Source organism: Actinoplanes lobatus (assembly GCF_014205215.1).
Taxonomy (GTDB): Bacteria; Actinomycetota; Actinomycetes; order Mycobacteriales; family Micromonosporaceae; genus Actinoplanes; species Actinoplanes lobatus.
Genome location: NZ_JACHNC010000001.1, coordinates 2,399,967 through 2,419,749, shown reverse-complemented (window position 1 = coordinate 2,419,749; position 19,783 = coordinate 2,399,967). Strand labels below are relative to the sequence as shown.

Genomic DNA, 19,783 nt, shown 5'->3' with positions numbered 1-19,783 from the left:
TGTCCACAGGCTTATGAACGGGCCTTGTACGGTCCCGTCCGGTCCTCCAGAGTGTGTTATCGGGATCGGTCAACCCGGACGCGAGGAGGCGTCGTCGTGCAGACTTTCACGAACGATGCGGAGCAGGCGGCCTACACGCTTGCCGAGGCGCTCAGTGAGAAGGCGCTGTCGTGCATGAAGCACGCGGAGGAGGCGGCCGAGGCGTTCCGCGCCGGGAAGATGGCGATGCGCCGCCAGTTCAAGGCTCGCGGCCTCTCCGAGGCGGAGGCGGACATCCGCTGGTCCGGCACGTCGCAGGCGGCTCGCGCGATCGCCGACAACAGCTTCTTCATGTCGCAGGCGTCGATGTACAACAACGCCGCCGCCGCTCAGTACGCGAAGGCTCTCTACCTCAAAGCGAAGTGACCCCGGTCACCTCGGTGCCACCCAGGTGGGCGGCCTGCCCGGCCTGGAAGCCGCGGAGGATTCCACCGCCCCGCAGCCGTCGCGGCCTCATCCGGGCCAGTCGGGGGTAGGCCTCGTCGCGCCGCCGCTCGACCAGGTCGGTCCGGTCGACGAGCACGATCTCCGCGCCCGGCGTCCCGGCGGCCGCGGACCGTTCGGCCGCCCACAGGCGCCCGCTGATCGCCTGGGTGTAACCGGCCATCCACGATCGACGGTAGGCCGCCGCGTGCTCGCCCTCCGGCACCGGGCTGGCGGCGAGGCCGTGCGCGGCCTGCACCAGAAGAGAGGTGAAGAGCAGCTCGACCCGCTCCAGGTCGGCCGTGTGCCCGAAGAGGTGGCTGCGGGCCAGCCCGCGCCGCTCCAGGTGGACCACCCGGCAGCGCATCGGGGCGGCCACGGCGGCGAGCAGCCCGGCCTTGTCCCGCGCGTAGGGCGGATCGACGGTGACGACCCGGTCGCCCACCGGGTCCGCCGTGGGATCCTCGGCGGCGAGCATCGCCTGGTCGACGCCGTATTTGGCGATCAGCTCGGCGGCCTTCGCGGTGAACGCCTCGGCTTCGCCGGGCATACAGGCCGGATCCTCGGCCATGGCGAGCAGCTTGCGCACCCGGGCCAGCAGGGCGTCAGACATCAGGGGTACGCGTGAAGCGGTTCACGCGGCCCGATGGCGCAGTGTCGCGACCGTGGACCCGGCCAGCGCGAGCAGGCAGTCCGGCAGGGTCCCGTCGGCGATCGCCGCACCGAACAGCGCCTCACCGGTCGGGAAGTCCCCGTTCACATACGCACTGACGAACCGGGCCACCCACCGCTTGTCGTAGCGCGCGTCGTCGATCCCGGGGAACTCGAGGGTCCAGGCGCCACCGCCGGGAACCTGCCCGACCATGGTCGCCGCGAGGCACCAGGCGACGTCCCAGGCACCGACGACGCCGTCCCGGTCGACGACCGCGTCGAAGGTGTCGGCCACAGCCGTGCTGTCGCCGCTGAGCGCACACTGCAGGACCTGCGCGGCGTCGTCGAATGCGTGCTGTGGTACTTCGGTCACGTCAGAAAAGGTACGTCGGACCGTCAAGGAACGCACGGCGACGAGGGAATTCAGGCACCACGGAGAAGACAGGTGATCCGGGCGGTGCAGACACGGTCGCCGCCCTCGTCGGTGATGACCACCTCGTAGGTCGCCACCGCCCGGCCCCGATGGACCGGAACGGCCACGCCGGTGACCAGCCCGGAGCGGGCCGCCTTGTGGTGGGTGGCGTTGATGTCGACGCCGACGGCGAACGGCCGGTCCACGGTCAGCCCGTGCAGCACGGCACCGACCGAGCCGAGCGTCTCGGCGAGCACGCAGGAGGCACCGCCGTGCAGCAGACCGTACGGCTGGGTGTTGCCCTCGACGGGCATGATGCCTACGACCCGTTCCGCGGTGGCCTCGGTGATCTCGATGCCCATCCGTTCCGCGAGCGCACCGCCGCCACCGCTGGTGAACAGGTGTTGCTTGCCGTCCTCAGCGATATCCACGTCGGCGTACGTTACGCCCGTTACCGGGCCGGACCAGCGACAACCATCACAGGACCGGGGACTGATCGATTGAACCGATGGGTACTGAGCGGCCGTGACGGCCGGCCCATCGGCCGACGAAAGGAGCACCATGACGGATCCGCAGGAGATCGTGGAGACCCGCGGCGACGATCGCGTCGACCTGCTGGCCAAGGACACGAGCGGCGACGGCCGGCCGGACGTCTGGGTGTCGGACACCGACGGCAACGGCAAGCCCGACCTCTACCAGTTCGACATCGACGGGGACGGGAAGGTCGACCTGACCATGGTCGACCTGGACGAGGACGGCACCCCGGACCTGATCGTCGACGGGGACGGCGGCCTTCCCCCGGCCTGACGCCGTCAACTTCCCAGAGCTGACAGCGCCACCCACAGCACGGCGATGGCCAGCGCGGCGGTGCCCACCGTCGAGGCGGTGTGCCGCCAGGATCGTGCCCCCTCGACCGCCTCCGGATGCCCGAGAGCGGCGAGGGTGGCGCGGTGCTCGCGTACCGCGGTGGCCTCCGGTTCGGCCGGGTCGTCCGGGTCACGGCTCAGCGCGACGGCGAGGGCGGCCTGGGCGCGCTGCAGACGGCGTACCGCTGATCTGGCTTGTCGGCCTGCGTGCACCGCGGCGTGCCGCCGGGCCGCGCCCCGCCGGGAGCCGGACCCGAGCACCCGCAGCTCGCCCTCGGTGATCAGCGCCGGATCGCGGACCGAGCCCAGGACGCCCACGTAGTAGGCCGCCTCCCGGTCGTGTGCCCGCCGCACCAGGTAGAGGACCAGCAGCAGGGGCGGCAGCCCTTTGAAGACGAGCACCGCGAGCAGGGCCGGCGCACCGTCACCGAGGCTCTCCCGGAACAGCGGCGAGTTCCACAGCGAGTGCGAGGCCCAGGCGGCGAACAGGGCCAGGGCGGCGACCGCGATCCGGCGGCCGCGGGACCGGTGCCGGTTCACCACCAGGTAGCCGATGCCGGCTCCGGCCAGCGCGCCGAACAGGGTGTGGCTCCAGACCCCGGCCAGGAACCCGCGGACCAGGAACGTGGTGATCACCGGCTGCACCTGGTCGCCCTGGCCGGCCTGCTGCACCGCCCCGATCGCGAAGACCACGTCCTCGACGATCTGGAAACCCAGGCCGACCAGCGCCCCGTAGACGATGCCGTCGAGCACGCTGTTGACCTGGGCCCGGGCGATCAGCACGATCGCCACCACACCGAGCGTCTTGGCGATCTCCTCGACCGTCGGCCCCGCCAGCGCGGCGCCCCACTCGGCGGCGAGGTCGGGTGAGCCGATCTTGGCGATCAGGTTGTCCAGCGCGATGCTGCCCGGGATCGACACGCTGGTGGCGACCAGGCCGCCCCAGGCGAAGGCGAGCACGCGCAGGCTCGGTGGCTCGCGTTCCAGGAAGTCCAGTTCCGAGACGAACAGCCAGAACGGTACGGCGAGCAGGGCGAACAGCAGGATCGCGGTGATCGTGGCCACCGGGTAGGCGGTGAAGAACAGCACGGCGATCTGGGAGATCCGTACGGCGCCGGCCGCCAGGATCGTGATGACCACCCAGAACGCGGGCTGCCGGAGGAACGCGGCCGACCGGGTGGTCCCGGGCCGGACGGCGTCGCTCATTTCTCCGTCTCGAAGCGCAGGGTGCGGGTGCTGGCGTCGATCCGCGGGAGCATCTTCTCCAGGTCGGCGTCGTCCCCGCTGACCATGACCTCGATGATGAGCCCGTCGGCGACGAAGACCGCGTACCGCCCGTCCCGGTCACCGGCGGTGTACCCGCCCTCGACCCCGGCGAGCCCTCCGGCCGTGGAGACCGTGAGGTGGGTGCCGGTGATCTGGTTCCCGGAGGTGCCGGTGATGCGCTGCCGCAGTCGGACGGCCGCGGCGGTGAGGTCGCCCTTGAAGGGCTCGACGCCGATCGCGTACTGCACGCGGCCGAGCCGGAACAGTGCGGTCCCGCGCTCGGCGCCCGGCCTGGTGCCGGTGGCGTCGAGGCTCGCCCCGTCCGGCGGCACGATCGTCACGCCCGCGGCGACCCGGTAGGGCTCACCGGCCGCGACCGGTCGTTCGGCCGGAAGTGCCCGGTCCAGGGCGGGGAGACCGAAGGCGAGAACGGCCAGAATCGATGCCAGCGCGAGGGCGGTGAGCAGACTCAGGGTGCCGGGCAGGTCGGTGAGTTGACGCCGAGTGACCCTCCCCATCCGTCCAAGCTAACGGCGGTTACCCGCCGCTGTCCGGAGAACCGAAGTCCGGACACAGTGGATGGTCGATCAACCTGGCAGATTACGGATTTGTCCGTTTTTCCGATAAGTGCTGTGACGGCACGATCGCGGTAAGCCACACCCCGTTGTCACTGCGGTGGAACACGTGTCCCTGCTCCACCATCACCCCCGCCGCGACGCGGAGGACGACCACGTCCGGCGAGCGCCGGCGACCGACGGTCACGGCCGTCGGCACGTCGACCGACAGGTGTACGTGATGACGGCTCCGCGGGCGCAACCCCTCCCGGAGGATCGCCTCCAGGTTCGCCCGCGGGGTGCCGTGGAACAGCTCGGCGGGCGGGGACGCGGGCGGCAGATCGAGATCCACCGCGACCCGCCGGGAGTGCCCCTGGCTGGCCCGGATCCGGTCGACACCGTCCGGGCCGGTGGACACCGCGAAGCGTGCCTTGTCGTTGTGCGCGACCACCAGGTCGAGCTCGGCACGGGTCATGCCGAGCGCGGCCAGCAGCTCGGCGACCGGCACCCAGCCGTTCGCGTCGAGGGTCAGACCGGCCGTCTCCGGCCGGTGCCGCAGAACCAGGGACATCCGCTTGCTGAGGCGGACCTGGTCGCGGTTGAGAACTGTCATTCCATCAACTCCATGACCGCAAGGTAGTACGGGTGGTCCTGGTCGTCGACGGATTTCAGGCGCCATCCGGTGCCCTTGAGCAGCTCCTCCAGCTCGTCGACCGAGCAGTTCAGGTAGTCGAACCAGTCGCTGGCCACCTCCCGGTAGCGCAACCGGATCCGCAGTTGCCCGCCGAACCGCCCGCGGGCCCGGTTCTCCTCGTGATAGGCCACCTGCACCGGATCGGTCGTCCCGTACGGGTCGGTGCCCTGCGCCACGATCCGCGCGCCGGGCGCCGCCAGCCGGGCCAGCGCGGCCAGGAACGCCGGCGCCCGCTCCCGGCCCTCGATCAGCCCCAGGTTGTTGCCGAGCAGAAGGAACGTGTCGTACCGGACGCTCGCCCGGGAGAACTCGTCCACCGTGTTCAGCACGGTGTCGCGCAGCCCCCGCTTCCGGGCCACCTCGATCGCGCCGGCCGAGGTGTCCAGCCCGGTGATCGCAATCCCGCGGCGCTGCAACTCGATCGCCGTCCGCCCGGCGCCCACCCCGACGTCGAGCACCCGGCCCCGGCAGAACGTCATGGCCCGGTGGTCGAAGGGCCGCCAGTCCGCCGGCTCGCTCAGGTAGTGCGCCGCGAGCGCCCCGTTGATCAGCCCGTCGTCGCGCTCGATCACCTCGATCACCGGTCGCGGGTACCGCCCGCCGGCCAGGGGACGTCGCCCGGCCCCGATGTGCACCGCGTACGCGTCCCGGATCATCTCGCCGAAGGCGTCGCCGGTCGTCGGCTCTGTCATGGTCACTACTCTTGACGCATGGCCGCACTGGAGCAACTAGGCTCGGAGAAGTACGTCCTGCTCACCACGTTCCGCCGGGACGGGCGGGCGGTGTCGACCCCACTGTGGGTGGTGCCCGACGGCTCCGGTCTGGGCTTCTGGACCGTGGCGGGCAGCGGAAAGCTGAAGCGGATCCGCAACAGCGGCCGCGTCACGGTGGCCGCCTGCGACATGCGGGGCAACCCCACCGGCGAGGCGATCGAGGCGACCGCGCGGATCGGCGACCACGGCGACCGGCTGCGCGTCGGCGAGGAAATCAAGAAGAAGTACGGAATTATCGGCCGGCTCACCATGCTCGGCAGCCGGCTGCGGCGTGGCATTGACGGCACTGTCGCCGTATTGGTCGACTGACTTCCCCCGTACCCGGAAAAGGAAGAAGGCGCCGACGAATGCCGGCGCCTTCCAACAAAGCCTTCAAACGAAGAAGGGGCGATCGCCTTCCCCAGCGCTCGCCCCTTGCAACGATTTTCGGTCGACTGGGTCAGTCGCCCTGGCGCTGCGTGGGAATCTGCCCCTGCAGCAGGGCACGAACCTCCGACTCCCGATAGCGACGGTGGCCACCCAACGTGCGAATTGCGCTGAGCTTGCCCGCCTTCGCCCACCGAGTCACGGTCTTCGGGTCGACACGGAACATCGACGCCACCTCGGCCGGCGTTAGTAGCGGCTCAGGATCGTGCGTACGCGATGCCATCGGTCACTCCTCCACAGGTGCCTAAAAACATCGGCCGGGGTCCCGCCGGCCGGTGCGTCTCTCATGGTCCGGCTAGTCCCCGATGTCCGACATGGGCCGAACGGACGAACGTCCCCAGATAGACGGATGAAGCATGCCCGATTTTTGCGTGTTTTCTACGCCAGATAGTGTCTCGTTTAGTCCGATTATCACGCTTCGCCCGGCGGTGATTACGAAGAGTGCTCGCTTCGGGAGCGCTTCCACGGGCAGGGTTACGTGCCTGTCTGTCCCATTTCCGCAGGTCAATTGCACCGTTCAAGAAGTTGGACGACACGCCAGCGCGCCACCAGCTCCTCATATGCCTCGGTTGCTGACTCAGCGTCACCGCGAGAAAGTGCCGAAAGTCCGGCTGCCACCAGTCCGGGGGAATCGTCCGCTGTCAGGCTGTCCTCCGGGAGGAGGTTGACGAGGCCGCCGTAATCGAGCTCCACCACCGACCGTGGATGGAACTCCTCCAGCCAGCGGGTGCCCTCCTCGACCGCCTCGGTGATCGGCGCGTCGCCCAGGGACTTGCGCAGCACCGAGACCGCCCGGTGGGCACGGCGCCGCGCCTTCGAGATCTCGGTCCGGTAGCGCAGCACCCGCCGCCGGCTGGCCAGCGAGATCTCCCGCTCCTCCAGGTCGACGAAGGCGAACCAGCGCAACGGCACACCCCACGTGGCGATCTGCTCGTGCACCCGGGGCACACCCTGTTCGAGGACCTTCGCGCCGCTGCGCCAGTCCTCCACCACCGCCTTCGCCTGACCGGCCAGCACCGGCGGCACGAAGGCGTCGGCCAGCACGGCCGGCACACCGTCACGCGCGTTCAGCGCGGCCTCGGCCACCCGCAGGCGCAGGTTCCACGGACAGACCAGCACGGCGCCGTCCCACTCCAGGACATAGGCCTCGTCGGGCAGGTCGGGCAGGCGGGTCCAGCCGGCGCCGAGCGCCTCGAGCACGGCGGTGCGCTGGCGGGCCGGGCCCTCCACGAGGCCCAGGTCGCGGCCCTCCCGCGCGTACTCGCGCCAGAAGACCTGCCGCTCCCGGTCGAAGGCGGTCAGTGGCTCGTAAACCCGTAGGTACGACGCGAACAGTGACGGCACGGCGCGATCCTTTCACGAAATCGGCCGGGTGGAACTTCCCGCACGGACGTAATCGCCGCGCCATTCGCACGACTACGCTCCTGGTGACCGGCTCAACCCCGCCGGGCACATGGCCCCACGAAGGCCTCGCAAGAGATCAGGAGTCCAACCATGGACGTGTTTGACGCCAGTGGGCACGAACAGGTCGTCTTCTGTCAGGACCGGGAGACCGGCCTGAAGGCGATCATCGGCATCTATTCCACGGCGCTCGGTCCCGCGCTCGGCGGCACCCGTTTCTACCCGTACGCGAGCGAGTCGGACGCCCTCGCCGACGTGCTCAACCTCTCCCGTGGCATGGCCTACAAGAACGCCCTGGCCGGACTGGACCTGGGCGGCGGCAAGGCGGTCATCTGGGGCGACCCGGCCCGGCTGAAGAGTGAGGCGCTGCTCCGGGCGTACGGGCGGTTCGTCGAGTCCCTGAACGGCCGCTACTACACCGCCTGCGACGTCGGCACCTACGTGCAGGACATGGACGTGGTCGCCCGCGAGACCCGGTACGCGACCGGCCGCAGCGTGGAGCACGGCGGCGCCGGCGACTCCTCGGTGCTCACCGCCTGGGGCGTCTTCCAGGGCATGCGCGCCGCCGCCGAGCACACCTGGGGCACCCCGTCGCTGCGGGGCCGCACGGTCGGTGTCGCCGGCCTCGGCAAGGTCGGCCGGTACCTGTGCGGGCACCTGCTCGACGACGGCGCCACCGTGGTCGCCACCGATGTCAGCGAGGCCGCCCGCACCTGGGCCCGCACCACCCACCCGCAGATCACGCTCGTGCCGGACACGACCGCCCTGATCACCTCGGACATCGACGTGTACGCCCCGTGCGCCCTCGGCGGCGCGCTGAACGACGACACGGTCCCGGTGCTGCGGGCCCGGGTGGTGACCGGCGCGGCCAACAACCAGCTGGCCCACCCCGGCGTCAGCAAGCTGCTGGAGGACCGCGGCATCCTCTACACCCCGGACTATCTGGTGAACGCCGGCGGCGTCATCCAGGTGGCCGACGAGATCCAGGGCTTCAACTTCGAGCGGGCCAAGCTGCGGGCCACCGGGATCTTCGAGACCACCGGGCGCATCCTCCAGCTCGCCGGCGACGAGGGTGTGCCGCCCGCGATCGCCGCCGACCGGCTCGCTGAGCGGCGAATGGCGGAGGTCGGCCGCCTCCGCTCGATCTACCTCGGCTGAGGTCTTCGAGGGCCTGCCGCGCGCCGCTGGAGAAACTCATCCGCGACGCGCGGCAGTGTCACACGCAACCCGAGGTGCCGAACGCGCCGTCGTCCATGTACCGTAAGACCCACGAGAGATGCCTGACGTCATCGGGGACCGCCTTCGGGCTGCCCCGAATTCTGTGCGAGGGGGTCGAGCCATGGGGCGCGGCCGTGCTAAGGCCAAGCAGACGAAGGTGGCCCGGGAGTTGAAGTATCACTCCCCGAACACCGACCTCACCGCCTTGCAGCGCGAATTGGCGGGTGCCCGCCAATCGGACCGTCACTTCGACGACGACAACGACGAGTTCGTCGACGATGACGAGGACGATGACGAGGACGACGCTGCGGACGACGACCAGGACACCTGGGACCAGGACCCCTGGTCGCCGACAAGGCGGCGCTGACCCCGTTTTGCACAGAGCACGCGGACTGACCGCGTGCTCCGGTGTGTCACGTGGTCACGAGTCCTACGGTTGACAACGAAGCCCACGCGGGCTCTCTCCGCGTGGGCTTCGACCGAATCACGCCTCAGCGTGGCCGGTTATTCCAGTTGTAGAACGTAGGAATGTTCTCGAAGTGGTTCCAGGCGCAGACCGCCGATCCGCCATCCTGCGGCGTCTCCTCGGCGCGCTGCCTGCGGGCCACTTCCGCCTCCGCGATGAGCGCGGCCAGTCCGGCCCGGGTGTCGTGCACCCGTGCCGTCACCGGATCCGTCTCCACGCCGTCAGACAGCCGTGGCTTCGTGATCTCGGGCATGATCCAGCACTCCCTCCAATAGGCGAATCTTGCTGTTCCGGCAGTGGTTCGTCTCGGTGACGTCGAACCTGCCGTGTTCGAAGTACCGGTTGGCGGCGTGTGCGCCACCGCAGAAGCCGAAGTACGGGCAGGCGCTGCGGCATGCCTCGACACCGCGGAGGAACTCCTGGATCCAGGGCGTCCCGGTGGCGCCGGCCAGGATCTCGGGCAGCGGGGTGGTCAGCACGTTGCCACTGGTGAAGTCGCCGTACCGCGGGTCGTGGAAGCCGGCCAGCTCGGGCGAGAGCAGCACCACCGACCCGTCGTGGGCGATCGTCGGGATCGGGTCGTGCCGGCGCGGGAGCAGCTCGTCCGCGCTGCCGTCGAGGACCGCGGCGGCGTAGCGCAGCGACCACTCGACCTCCCGCAGGTGAATCCGCGGATCGCGGCGCCATGCCCCGACCAGCTCGGCCCAGAAGGCGCTCACCGCGGCCGGATCGTGCTGGTTCAGCCGGGTGTTGACGCCCTCCAGCTCCTCCACGTTGATGCCGAGCACCTCGCAGCCCAGGCCGAGGAAGTACTCGTACAGCTCGGTGGCGACGCCGGGACCGGGATCGCCGACCACGCACAGGGTGGAGAACGGGATGCCGTGGGCGCGCAGCCGGTCGATGCCGCGGATGATCAGGTCGTAGGCGGGTTTGCCGCCCCGGTCCACCCGGTCGCCGTTACGCCGGCGCGGCCCGTCCACGCTGACGCTGACCCGGACGTCGTGCTCGGTGAAGAACTCGCACCAGTCGTCGTCGATCAGGGTGGCGTTGGTCTGCACGTGATGCTCGACACCCGCACCGAACGGCGCGAACAGCGCGGCCAGGTGCTCCCGGCCCGCCGCGAGCGGCTCACCCCCGTGCCACACGACCGAGAACCTTCCGGTACGTGCGAAGCCGGCGACTCCGGCCGCCACCGCCTCAGCCACCGCGACCGGCATCTTCCGGTTCTCCCGCCGGAACGGCAGGTAGCAGTAGTCGCACGCCAGATTGCAGAGCGTAGTGGGCTGCATGACAACGTACCCCGGCTCCGCCGAGACGCCCCGCATCCCGCTCCACGCGACCGCCATGGTCACGCACCTCCGTCCGGCCTCTGCCGGCAACCGCTGACACACACACTCAGCTAGCCCCGGCGAAAACCTTGAGCCAGTGACCCGCACGACGGCCAGCCGCCCGGGTCAGAACCGTGCGGCACAAACCGCCCGGGATCGAACCGCACGGCGCAAGCCGCCCGGCCTGGTAAAACCTTGAGCAACCCGCGCAGCGCCAGCCGCCCGGGGTCGGACCGTGCGGCGCAAGCCGCCCGGCCCGATAAAACCTTGAGCCAGTGACCCGTGCGGCGCCAGCCGCCCGGGTCGGACCGTGCGGCGCTAGCCGCCCGGTCAGGTTAGGGCACCCAGTCCACCAGAACGCGAAAGATCCGCATGTGCCGGACATCGACACACGCGGATCATTTCACGCTCGGACTGTTACCAACCAGAAGTACCTGGCGGTCAGCCGCGGGTGTACGAGCTCATCATCTGCACCTCACCGGTGCCCTCGACGACCTCGCCCACCTGCCACGCCTCGACGCCGCGGCCGGTCAGGTACGCCATCGCACGGTCCGCGTCGTCGGAGGAGACGACCGCGAACATGCCGACGCCCATGTTGAAGGTGGCCTCCATCTCCGTGTCCTCGATCCGGCCCTTGGCCTGGATCAGGTCGAAGATCGGCTGCGGGCGCCAGGTCGAACGGTCCACCACGGCGTCCATGGTGTCGGGAAGGACCCGGTTCAGGTTGCCGGGGATGCCGCCGCCGGTGACGTGCGAGAACGCCCGGACCTCGGTCTCCTCGATCAGGCCCAGGCAGTCCTTGGCGTAGATCTTGGTGGGGGTGAGCAGCTCCTCACCCAGGGTGCGCTGCGTGCCGAAGTCGTCGACCACGGTGTCCAGCCGCATCCGGCCGGCGCCCAGCAGGACGTGCCGGACCAGCGAGTAGCCGTTGGAGTGCAGACCGGACGAGCGCATCGCGATGATCGCGTCGCCCAGCTCGACCCGCTCCTTGCCGAGGATCTCGCTCTCCTCGACCACGCCGACGCCGGTGGCGGAGACGTCGTACTCGTCCGGGCGCAGCACGCCGGGGTGCTCGGCGGTCTCGCCGCCCAGCAGGGCACAGCCGGCGTACCGGCAGCCGTCGGCGATACCGGCGCCGATCTCGGCGACCTTGTCCGGGACGACCTCGCCGCAAGCGATGTAGTCGAGCAGGAACAGCGGCTCCGCGCCGCAGGCCACCAGGTCGTCGACGACCATGGCGACCAGGTCGATGCCGATCGTGTCGTGGATGTCGAGCTGCTGGGCGATGACCAGCTTGGTGCCCACGCCGTCGGTGGAGGAGGCCAGGATCGGGCTCTTGTACTTCGCCGTGTTCAGCCGGAACAGGCCGGAAAAGCCGCCAAGGTCACCGATCACCTCGGGCCGGGAGGTCTTCTTCACCTTGGACTTGAGCAGCTCGACGGCCCGGTCGCCGGCGTGGATGGAGACACCCGCTTCCGCGTACGTGGCCGGGCGCTTGCGCGCGCCCCGGCCGGAGCCGGCCGTCCACAGCTGACGGTCCCCTCCTTCGGCGCCGTTGGATCCGGCACTGCTGCGCTCGGACACGTGCGTCACGGTTCTCCCCTTAGCGGTTCTGTGAAACTGAAAGTCACGGGTGGTGCAGCGCGTTCGCGCCGCCGGGGCTGGCGACCAGCGGCGCCGATGCCGTCCGATCGTCGCCCGCATACTCGCGGGTCTCGTAGTCGGACTCGAGGTCGGCGACCGCGGCCGTGGCCGCCTCCTTCGTGGCGCCCGGCATGCTGGCACGCCGGCCGACACCCTCCAGGACGTGCTTGCCGATCAGGTCGCTGGCCGGCAGCTCGATCGGGTACTCCCCGTCGAAGCAGGCCATGCAGAGCCGGGACTTCGGCTGCTCGGTCGCCTGGACGAGTCCGTCCAGCGAAACGTAGCCGAGGCTGTCGGCGCCGATCGAGCGGCGGATCCCGTCGATCTCCAGGCCGTTGGCGATCAGCTCGGCCCGGGTGGCGAAGTCGATGCCGTAGAAGCACGGCCACTTCACCGGCGGCGAGGAGATCCGCACGTGCACCTCGAGGGCGCCGGCCTCACGCAGCATCCGGATCTGGGCGCGCTGGGTGTTCCCGCGGACGATCGAGTCGTCGACCACGACGATCCGCTTGCCGCGGACCACCTCGCGCAGCGGGTTCAGCTTCAGCCGAATACCGAGCTGCCGGATGGTCTGCGACGGCTGGATGAAGGTCCGGCCGACATACGCGTTCTTCATGAAGCCGGCGCTGTACGGGATACCGGAGGCTTCCGCGTACCCGATAGCGGCGGGAATGCCGGACTCGGGCACGCCGATCACCAGGTCCGCCTCGACCGGGTGCTCCTTGGCCAGCTTGCGGCCGACCTCGACGCGGGCCGAGTAGATGTTGCGGCCGGCGATCGTGGTGTCCGGGCGGGCAAGGTACACGTACTCGAAGAGGCAGCCCTTGGGCTCCGGGGCGGCGAACCGGCTGGACCGCAGACCGTGTTCGTCTATCGCGATGATCTCGCCCGGCTCGACCTCACGGACGAAGCTGGCGCCGGTGATGTCCAGCGCGGCGGTCTCGCTCGCGACCACCCAGCCGCGCTCCATCCGGCCCAGCACCAGGGGGCGGACGCCCTGCGGATCGCGAGCCGCGTACAGCGTGTGCTCGTCCATGAAGACGAAGCTGAAGGCGCCCCGCAGAGTCGGCAGCAGCTCGAGCGCCGCGGCCTCGACCGAAAGGTCGGGGCGACCGGCCAGGAGGGTGGTCACCAGGGCGGTGTCGGAGGTGGCGTCGCCCACCTCGAGGCCGCGGGCGGCGACCTCCTTGGCCAGCTCGGCGGTGTTGACCAGGTTGCCGTTGTGGGCCAGCGCGATCGTCGTGCCGGCCGGGGTGGCCCGGATGGTGGGCTGCGCGTTCTCCCAGTTGGAACCGCCGGTCGTGGAATAGCGCGCGTGGCCGATCGCGAGGTGGCCGCGCAGGCTGGCCAGGGTCGGCTCGTCGAAGACCTGGGAGACCAGGCCGATGTCCTTGTACACCACCACGCCGGAGCCGTCACTCACCGCGATGCCGGCTGCCTCCTGGCCGCGGTGCTGGAGTGCGTAGAGCCCGAAGTAGGTGAGTTTGGCGACCTCTTCCTCGGGGGCCCAGACACCGAAGACGCCGCAGGCATCCTGGGGGCCGCGCTCCTGGGGGTCGAGATCGTCGGTCAGTCGGCCGTCGCCTCGGGGCACCTGCTTGCTCCCTCATGTCAGGGTCTGCACGGACCGCGAACTCGCTGGTCCGTCCGACCGCCCAGTGTACGCGAGCCGGAGGGAACGCCACCCGGGCTCATCGACCGATGAGCGGCAGGTACTCAGTGAGATCGGTCCGTACCCCACTGGCCCGGAGGCGCCCGTCGGCGACCGCGGCCGCCCAGTCGAGACGCCCGGAAGCCAGGAGCAGCCAGGTCATCGGATCCGTTTCGACCACATTGGGCGGTGTGCCGCGGGTGTGCCGCGGACCGGCGACGCACTGAATCGCGCCGAAAGGTGGAATTCGCACCTCCACCGAACGGCCAGGCGCTCGACGGGACAACTCGGTCAGCAGTGCTCGCACCGCGTCACGGAGCACCACGCGGCCGGGTTCGACACCCCGGTCCAGCGCGTCCAACGCCTCCGCCACCGAGTCGGAATTATTGTGCGCAGGTGACATGTCAGGACAATACGACCCGGTCTGCCGACAACGGCACACCGCCCTGGGTCGCGCGAGTGACGTATGACAAGGCATAGTTGCCGACGGTGTACACGTCGCGGGATCTCACCGGGCACCCGAAACCGGGAACCGCGCGACCGGAAGGCGGTGGACGTGACCACGCACCTACGAGCCCGGACGGCCCAGGCCGGTGCGTTCCTGGCGCTGGCCGCCGGCTTGGTGGCCGGTGTGCAATCTCCTGCCCTGGCTGACCCCCCAGAAATCCAGATCCAGCTCTCGAACACCGAGGTCGACTCTGGAAGTACTGTAACCATGCAGTACACCGTGCGTAACCCCGGGGGCCAGGACCAGCAGGGTGACAACCGGGCCTCCATCCGGGTCACCGGCATGAGCTGCTCCGGTCAATGCAGCCCTTCAGGCCAGCCGATTCAGCCCGACGCCACCGCTGACTTCAACGCCACGCTGACCGCACCGACCGTGAGCGCCGGGCAGAACCGGTCCGTCACGGTCACCGTGACGGTCACGCTGAACGGCGAGACCGGCACCGCCTCCGAGACGATCACCGTCAACGGGCCCGCGGCGCCGACCACTGTCCGGCAGGTCAGCGGCCGCATCAAGGACGACGGCGGCGCCCGGGTCGCGGGTGTGCAGGTCGCGATCCAGGACAGCGCGGGCCACTCGTACAGCACCACCACCGGCAACAACGGCGAATACGCCTTCTCCTCGTCGGACGCCAAGCCGATCGCGGCCGGCTCGATCACGGTGGGCGCGGCCAAGGACGGCTACGACGCCACCACGGTGACCGTGGAGGGCACCGCCGGCCGGACCGTCAACGTGCCGCTGACCATCAAGAAGGTCGCCGCGGAGACCACCTCGCCGACGCCGACGCCGAGCACCTCGGCGACTGCCGCGCCGGAAGAGGAGGTCACCGACGAGGAGACCGCCGAGACCACGGCGCCGCTGGCCGACCAGGGGCTGGACAACACCTCCGGCACCGAGGAAGAGGGCAGCAACTGGCTGCTCATCATCATGGGTGTGCTGCTGGTGGCCGCCGGTATCGGCGCCATGGTGCTGGTCTGGATGCGGCGTAAGAACGCGAACGACGACCTCGGCTCGGACACCGGCCTCGGCAAGGCCGTCCCGGCGGCGGCCGGCGGCTTCGACGCCACCCGGGTGGCCGCGCCGGTCGGCGGTGGGCGCGGCGGCGACGCCACGATGGTCGCTCCGGCGGGCGGCATGGGTGCTCAGCGCGGCGGCATGGGCGGCAGCCTGGCCGACGCCCCCACGATGATCCACCGGCCGCCGGTCGAGGACGAGTTCCCGGACCCGTACGGCGCTCCGATGCCGGCCGGCGGTGGCTTCGCCGGCGGCGGTAACCAGTGGGGTGCCGACCAGGGCGGCGCCTACGGTGGCGCCACGCAGACCTACGGGCAGCAGGGCGGCGGTTACGGCGCCGCCGACCAGGGCGGCTACAACGACCCCGGTCAGGGTGGCTACAACGACCAGGGCCAGCAGCGCTACGACGAGCACACCAACCTGTACCAGCCGGAGCAGCCGCAGCAGCCGCAGCAGGCTCAGCGGTACGACGAGCACACCAACCTCTACCAGCCCGAGCCGGGCGGCTACCCGCAGCAGCAGGGTGGCAACTACGGTGGCGGCGGCTACGACCAGGGCGGCTACGACCAGCAGCAGGGTGGCTACGGCGACCAGGGCGGCTGGGGCGGTCAGGACGCCGGCGGCTACGGGCCGCAGGGTGGCTACGACCAGCAGCAGCAGGGCGGCAGCTACGGCGGAGGGTACGAGCAGCAGCAGGGCGGCGCCTACGGTGGTGGCGGCTACGACGACGGTGGCTACGACCAGCAGCAGGGCGGCAACTACGGCGGCTACGACCAGCAGCAGCAGGGTGGCTACGGCGACCAGCAGCGTGGCACGTACGGGAATCCTCGCCCGAACCGCGACTGGGACGGCAACTGAAACTGAAACCTGACGCATGAAGAAAGGCCCCGCGCGATCCGCGCGGGGCCTTTCTTCATGGCTTGCTCAGGCGTCGGCCGACGGGTTGATCGGCCCACCCGGCACCTGCGGGCTCAGCTCGAGCGTGACCGAGCGGACCGGGGCGGGCGCCTCGGGCTGCTCGGCGGGCTCGGTGTCGGCGTGCCGGTTGACCAGCTCGGCGGTGCCGCCGAACAGGTTCCGCAGCGTCGACGACCAGACCTCGCGCAGCTCGTCCAGCGGGATGCTGAACTGGCCCTCCACCTGGAGCGCCGGCTCCTCGGAGGTGACGCCGAGCGGGGTGACCGGCACGCCGTGCTCCGCCACGAGGGCGAGGAACGCCTTGTCGTGCCCGCGCGGCACGGCCACGAGCACGCGGCTCGCGGACTCGCTGAACAGGTGGACGAACGGCGAGTTGCCGTCCTCCGGGAAGGTCACCTTGGCGCCGATGCCGCGCCGCAGCGTGCTCTCCACCAGCACCTGTGCCAGACCACCGTCGGAGAGGTCGTGCGCCGCGCTGACCAGCCCGGACCTGGAGGCCTGGGCCATCACCTTGGCGAGCGCCTGCTCGGCCGCGAGGTCGACCTTCGGCGGGCGGCCGCCGAGGTGGCCGTGGGTCACCCAGGCCCACTCCGAGCCGGACAGCTCCACGCGGGTCTCGCCGAGCAGGAAGAGCAGGTCGCCGCCGGCCTTGGCGGGCGGCGGGAAGCCCATCGGGATACGGCGGGACACGTCGTCGAAGACGCCGAGCACACCGACCACGGGGGTCGGGTGGATGGCGGCCGCGCCGGTCTGGTTGTAGAAGCTGACGTTGCCACCGGTGACCGGGGTGCCCAGCTCCAGGCAGCCGTCGGCGAGACCACGGCAGGCCTCGGAGAACTGCCACATCACGGTCGGGTCCTCGGGGGAGCCGAAGTTGAGGCAGTCGGTGATCGCGACCGGCTCGGCGCCGGTGACGGCCACGTTCCGGTACGACTCGGCGAGCGCGAGCCTGGCCCCCTCGTACGGGTCGAGCCGGGCGAACCGGCCGTTGCCGTCGACGGACAGCGCGACCCCGAGCCCGGTCTCCTCGTCGATCCGCAGGATGCCGGAGTCCTCCGGCTGGGCCAGGATCGTGTTGCCGAGAACATACCGGTCGTACTGCTCGGTGACCCAGGTCTTGTCGCACAGGTTCGGCGAGCCGGCCATCCGCAGCAGGGTGGCGCGCAGTTCGTCGCCGGTCGACGGGCGGGGCAGCGTCTCGGCACGGTCGGCCTGGAGCAGCATCACGTCGTTCGGCTCACGGAACGGCCGGTTGTAGACCGGGCCGTCGTCGGCGAGCGAACCCGGCGGCACGTCGACGACGACGTGGTCGTTCCAGGTGATGTGCAGGCGGCCCGGGGTGCCGTCCTCGGCGGCCGCGGTGACCTCGCCGATGGCGGTGGCCCAGACGCCCCACTTCTCGGCGACCTTGAGCACCGCGTCCAGGTTCTCCGGCGTGACGATCAGGAGCATGCGCTCCTGGGACTCGCTGGCCAGGATCTCGGTCGGCGACATCGACGGCTCGCGCAGCGGAACCCGCTCCAGCCAGACCCGCATGCCGGTGCCGGCGGCCGCGGCGGTCTCGGTGAGGGCACAGGTGAGGCCCGCGCCGCCGAGGTCCTGGATGCCGCTGACCAGGCCGGCGTCGTACAGCTCGAGGCAGCTCTCGATCAGGAGCTTCTCCATGAACGGGTCGCCGACCTGCACCGACGGGCGGCGCTGCTCGGCCTCCTCGTCGAAGGTCGCCGAGGCCAGCACGGAGACACCGCCGATGCCGTCCCGGCCGGTACGCGCGCCGAGGAGCACCACGATGTTGCCGGTGCCGGTGGCTTCCTTCTTCTGGAGCCGCTCGACCGGCAGGACACCGATCGACAGCGCGTTGACCAGCGGGTTGCCCTGGTAGCACGGGTCGAAGACGATCTCGCCACCGATGTTGGGCAGGCCCAGGCAGTTGCCGTAGCCGCCGATGCCGGCCACCACGCCGGGCAGCACCCGGGCGGTGTCGGGGTGGTCGGCCGCACCGAAGCGCAGCGGGTCCATCACCGCGATCGGCCGGGCGCCCATGGCCAGGATGTCGCGGACGATGCCGCCGACGCCGGTGGCCGCGCCCTGGTAGGGCTCCACGTAGCTGGGGTGGTTGTGCGACTCGACCTTGAAGGTGACCGCGATCTTCTCGGAGATCTGCACCACACCGGCGTTCTCACCGATGCCGGCGAGCATCCGGATGTTCTTCGGGGCCTTCTCGCTGAACTGCTTGAGGTGCACCTTGCTCGACTTGTACGAGCAGTGCTCACTCCACATGATCGAGTACATCGCCAGTTCGGAGGCGGTCGGCCGGCGGCCGAGGATCTCCCGGATCCTGGCGTACTCGTCGTCCTTCAGGCCCAGCTCACCGAAGGGCTGGAGGTCGTCCGGAGACTTCTCCGCCCGCTCGACGGTGTCGGGCTCGTCGGAGCCGGTGGCGAGCACGTCGGTCGCAGCGAAGCCACTCTGCTGCGTCGTCACTGTTGTCCCCCTGCGAGCTGACCGTCCTTCGCCAGACTGCGCAGGACGGAGGTGAAGAAGCCGAGGCCGTCGAGCGACGGGCCGGTCAGCGCCTCCACGGCGTGTTCCGGGTGCGGCATGATGCCGACGACGTTGCCGGCCTCGTTGGTGATTCCGGCGATGTCGCGCTGCGAGCCGTTCGGGTTGCCCTTGATGTAGCGGGCGATGACCCGGCCCTCCGCCTCGAGCGCGTCGAGCGTGCGGGTGTCCGCGACGAAGCAGCCCTCACCGTTCTTCACCGGGATCAGGATCTCCTGACCGGGGGTGAAGGCGTTGGTCCAGGCGGTGCCGGTGGCCTCGACCTTGAGCCACTGGTCGCGGTTACGGAAGTGCAGGTGCTGGTTCCGGGTCAGCGCGCCGGGCAGCAGGTGCGCCTCGCAGAGGACCTGGAAACCGTTGCAGATGCCGAGCACGGGCAGACCGCCGCGTGCCGCATCGATGATGGACTCCATCACCGGCGCGAACCGGGCGATGGCGCCGCAGCGCAGATAGTCGCCGTACGAGAACCCGCCGGGAAGGACGACCGCGTCGACCCCGTGCAGATCCGGGTCGCCGTGCCAGAGACGCACGGCCTCGGCCCCGGCGATCCGGGCGGCGCGGGCGGCGTCCCCGTCGTCCAGTGAACCAGGGAAGGTGACCACACCGATCCGCATGGTCAGGCGACCTCCGCGCCCTCGACGAGGCGAACCTCGTAGTCCTCGATCACCGGGTTGGCGAGCAGCTTGTCGGCGATCTCCCGGGCCCGATCGAGGTCGGCCTCCCCGGTGAAATCGATCTCGATCCGACGACCGATGCGGACAGACGAGACATCGGTGACGCCGAGCCGGGGCAGCGCATTGGCCACCGCTTGACCCTGCGGGTCCAGGATCTCCGGCTTGAGCATGACGTCGACCACGACGCGAGCCACGGGCACTCCTGACTGATAGATGTAAGCAGCCCGAAGCCTACCTGGTGAGGCCTTGCGACGACCCACGGGTCGGTGTCGGCAGGCCGACCCGAGCGTCATTGAGC

General features: G+C 70.3%; 23 protein-coding genes. 6 read left to right on the top strand and 17 right to left on the bottom strand.

Features of this window, described 5'->3' with window-relative positions; translation table 11 throughout:
- The first annotated feature begins 96 nt into the window (after positions 1-96).
- A complete protein-coding gene (locus BJ964_RS11130) occupies positions 97-405 on the top strand; it encodes a hypothetical protein (RefSeq protein WP_188120606.1) in 309 nt (102 codons plus the stop codon).
- Here the strand turns inward: BJ964_RS11130 and BJ964_RS11125 are convergent.
- The 3 genes from BJ964_RS11125 to BJ964_RS11115 are packed head-to-tail and all read right to left on the bottom strand — an operon-like array spanning position 392 to position 1,887.
- Positions 392-1,075, bottom strand: a complete 684-nt coding sequence (locus tag BJ964_RS11125; protein ID WP_188120605.1) for a DUF2786 domain-containing protein — start codon at positions 1,073-1,075, stop codon at positions 392-394. The genes BJ964_RS11130 and BJ964_RS11125 overlap by 14 nt on opposite strands.
- Positions 1,076-1,096: 21 nt before the next feature.
- Positions 1,097-1,486, bottom strand: a complete 390-nt coding sequence (locus BJ964_RS11120; protein ID WP_183225707.1) for a hypothetical protein — start codon at positions 1,484-1,486, stop codon at positions 1,097-1,099.
- A 50-nt stretch (positions 1,487-1,536) separates the two neighbouring features.
- Complete coding sequence (locus tag BJ964_RS11115) at positions 1,537-1,887, bottom strand: hotdog fold thioesterase (protein WP_188126893.1); 351 nt, start codon at positions 1,885-1,887, stop codon at positions 1,537-1,539.
- 199 nt (positions 1,888-2,086) lie between these two features.
- Between BJ964_RS11115 and BJ964_RS11110 the strand changes: the two genes are divergently transcribed.
- A complete protein-coding gene (locus BJ964_RS11110; RefSeq protein ID WP_188120604.1) occupies positions 2,087-2,332 on the top strand; it encodes a hypothetical protein in 246 nt (81 codons plus the stop codon).
- Positions 2,333-2,337: 5 nt separating this feature from the next.
- On the opposite strand, the gene BJ964_RS11105 is transcribed toward BJ964_RS11110, so the two are convergent.
- The 4 genes from BJ964_RS11105 to BJ964_RS11090 all read right to left on the bottom strand — a co-directional run bounded on the left by BJ964_RS11105 (position 2,338) and on the right by BJ964_RS11090 (position 5,597).
- A complete protein-coding gene (locus tag BJ964_RS11105) occupies positions 2,338-3,597 on the bottom strand; it encodes a PrsW family intramembrane metalloprotease (RefSeq protein ID WP_188120603.1) in 1,260 nt (419 codons plus the stop codon).
- Positions 3,594-4,175 carry a hypothetical protein gene (locus tag BJ964_RS11100; protein WP_188120602.1) on the bottom strand — a complete coding sequence of 194 codons (582 nt, stop codon included), beginning with the start codon at positions 4,173-4,175 and terminating at the stop codon, positions 3,594-3,596. The genes BJ964_RS11105 and BJ964_RS11100 overlap by 4 nt, the downstream gene beginning before the upstream one ends.
- A gap of 82 nt (positions 4,176-4,257) precedes the next feature.
- Positions 4,258-4,824: an RNA 2'-phosphotransferase gene (locus tag BJ964_RS11095; protein ID WP_188120601.1), complete on the bottom strand. Its 567-nt coding sequence runs from the start codon at positions 4,822-4,824 to the stop codon at positions 4,258-4,260.
- Positions 4,821-5,597: a class I SAM-dependent methyltransferase gene (locus BJ964_RS11090; protein WP_188120600.1), complete on the bottom strand. Its 777-nt coding sequence runs from the start codon at positions 5,595-5,597 to the stop codon at positions 4,821-4,823. Before BJ964_RS11090 ends, BJ964_RS11095 begins: the two co-directional genes overlap by 4 nt.
- 18 nt (positions 5,598-5,615) lie before the next feature.
- On the opposite strand from BJ964_RS11090, the gene BJ964_RS11085 reads away from it, so the two are divergent.
- Positions 5,616-5,987: a PPOX class F420-dependent oxidoreductase gene (locus BJ964_RS11085; RefSeq protein ID WP_188120599.1), complete on the top strand. Its 372-nt coding sequence runs from the start codon at positions 5,616-5,618 to the stop codon at positions 5,985-5,987.
- A 130-nt stretch (positions 5,988-6,117) separates the two neighbouring features.
- Here BJ964_RS11085 and BJ964_RS11080 read toward each other — a convergent pair whose 3' ends face one another.
- Together BJ964_RS11080 and BJ964_RS11075 are read right to left on the bottom strand one after the other, a co-directional pair.
- Entirely contained in the window at positions 6,118-6,327 is a 210-nt protein-coding gene (locus BJ964_RS11080; protein WP_014687221.1) for a BldC family transcriptional regulator, read from the bottom strand.
- A 281-nt stretch (positions 6,328-6,608) separates the two neighbouring features.
- Positions 6,609-7,448: a hypothetical protein gene (locus BJ964_RS11075; RefSeq protein WP_188120598.1), complete on the bottom strand. Its 840-nt coding sequence runs from the start codon at positions 7,446-7,448 to the stop codon at positions 6,609-6,611.
- A 150-nt stretch (positions 7,449-7,598) separates the two neighbouring features.
- Here BJ964_RS11075 and BJ964_RS11070 point away from each other — a divergent pair, with 150 nt between their 5' ends.
- A complete protein-coding gene (locus BJ964_RS11070; protein ID WP_188120597.1) occupies positions 7,599-8,663 on the top strand; it encodes a Glu/Leu/Phe/Val family dehydrogenase in 1,065 nt (354 codons plus the stop codon).
- Between the two features lie 181 nt (positions 8,664-8,844).
- On the top strand, positions 8,845-9,090 hold the full coding sequence (locus BJ964_RS11065) for a DUF3073 domain-containing protein (RefSeq protein WP_188120596.1): 246 nt from the start codon (positions 8,845-8,847) through the stop codon (positions 9,088-9,090).
- Between the two features lie 124 nt (positions 9,091-9,214).
- On the opposite strand, the gene amcA is transcribed toward BJ964_RS11065, so the two are convergent.
- From amcA to BJ964_RS11040, 5 genes are all read right to left on the bottom strand, one after another.
- Entirely contained in the window at positions 9,215-9,442 is a 228-nt protein-coding gene (gene amcA / locus BJ964_RS11060) for a multiple cyclophane-containing RiPP AmcA (RefSeq protein WP_188120595.1), read from the bottom strand.
- Positions 9,411-10,514, bottom strand: a complete 1,104-nt coding sequence (gene amcB / locus BJ964_RS11055) for a cyclophane-forming radical SAM peptide maturase AmcB (protein ID WP_307838035.1) — start codon at positions 10,512-10,514, stop codon at positions 9,411-9,413. Before amcB ends, amcA begins: the two co-directional genes overlap by 32 nt.
- Before the next feature lie 444 nt (positions 10,515-10,958).
- On the bottom strand, positions 10,959-12,110 hold the full coding sequence (purM, locus tag BJ964_RS11050; RefSeq protein WP_183225719.1) for a phosphoribosylformylglycinamidine cyclo-ligase: 1,152 nt from the start codon (positions 12,108-12,110) through the stop codon (positions 10,959-10,961).
- Between the two features lie 34 nt (positions 12,111-12,144).
- Positions 12,145-13,755 carry an amidophosphoribosyltransferase gene (purF, locus tag BJ964_RS11045; protein ID WP_188120593.1) on the bottom strand — a complete coding sequence of 537 codons (1,611 nt, stop codon included), beginning with the start codon at positions 13,753-13,755 and terminating at the stop codon, positions 12,145-12,147.
- Positions 13,756-13,852: 97 nt separating this feature from the next.
- Entirely contained in the window at positions 13,853-14,215 is a 363-nt protein-coding gene (locus BJ964_RS11040; RefSeq protein ID WP_188120592.1) for a sterol carrier family protein, read from the bottom strand.
- Between the two features lie 312 nt (positions 14,216-14,527).
- Between BJ964_RS11040 and BJ964_RS11035 the strand changes: the two genes are divergently transcribed.
- Positions 14,528-16,189, top strand: a complete 1,662-nt coding sequence (locus tag BJ964_RS11035; protein WP_188120591.1) for a carboxypeptidase-like regulatory domain-containing protein — start codon at positions 14,528-14,530, stop codon at positions 16,187-16,189.
- A 66-nt stretch (positions 16,190-16,255) separates the two neighbouring features.
- Here BJ964_RS11035 and purL read toward each other — a convergent pair whose 3' ends face one another.
- The 3 genes from purL to purS are packed head-to-tail and all read right to left on the bottom strand — an operon-like array spanning position 16,256 to position 19,679.
- A complete protein-coding gene (purL, locus tag BJ964_RS11030; protein WP_229807124.1) occupies positions 16,256-18,697 on the bottom strand; it encodes a phosphoribosylformylglycinamidine synthase subunit PurL in 2,442 nt (813 codons plus the stop codon).
- Positions 18,698-18,729: 32 nt separating this feature from the next.
- Positions 18,730-19,431: a phosphoribosylformylglycinamidine synthase subunit PurQ gene (gene purQ, locus BJ964_RS11025; RefSeq protein WP_188126892.1), complete on the bottom strand. Its 702-nt coding sequence runs from the start codon at positions 19,429-19,431 to the stop codon at positions 18,730-18,732.
- The gene (gene purS, locus BJ964_RS11020) at positions 19,428-19,679 is read right to left on the bottom strand and encodes a phosphoribosylformylglycinamidine synthase subunit PurS (RefSeq protein WP_183225724.1); all 252 of its coding nucleotides are present in this window, start codon (positions 19,677-19,679) and stop codon (positions 19,428-19,430) included. The genes purQ and purS overlap by 4 nt, the downstream gene beginning before the upstream one ends.
- Between the last annotated feature and the right edge of the window lie 104 nt (positions 19,680-19,783).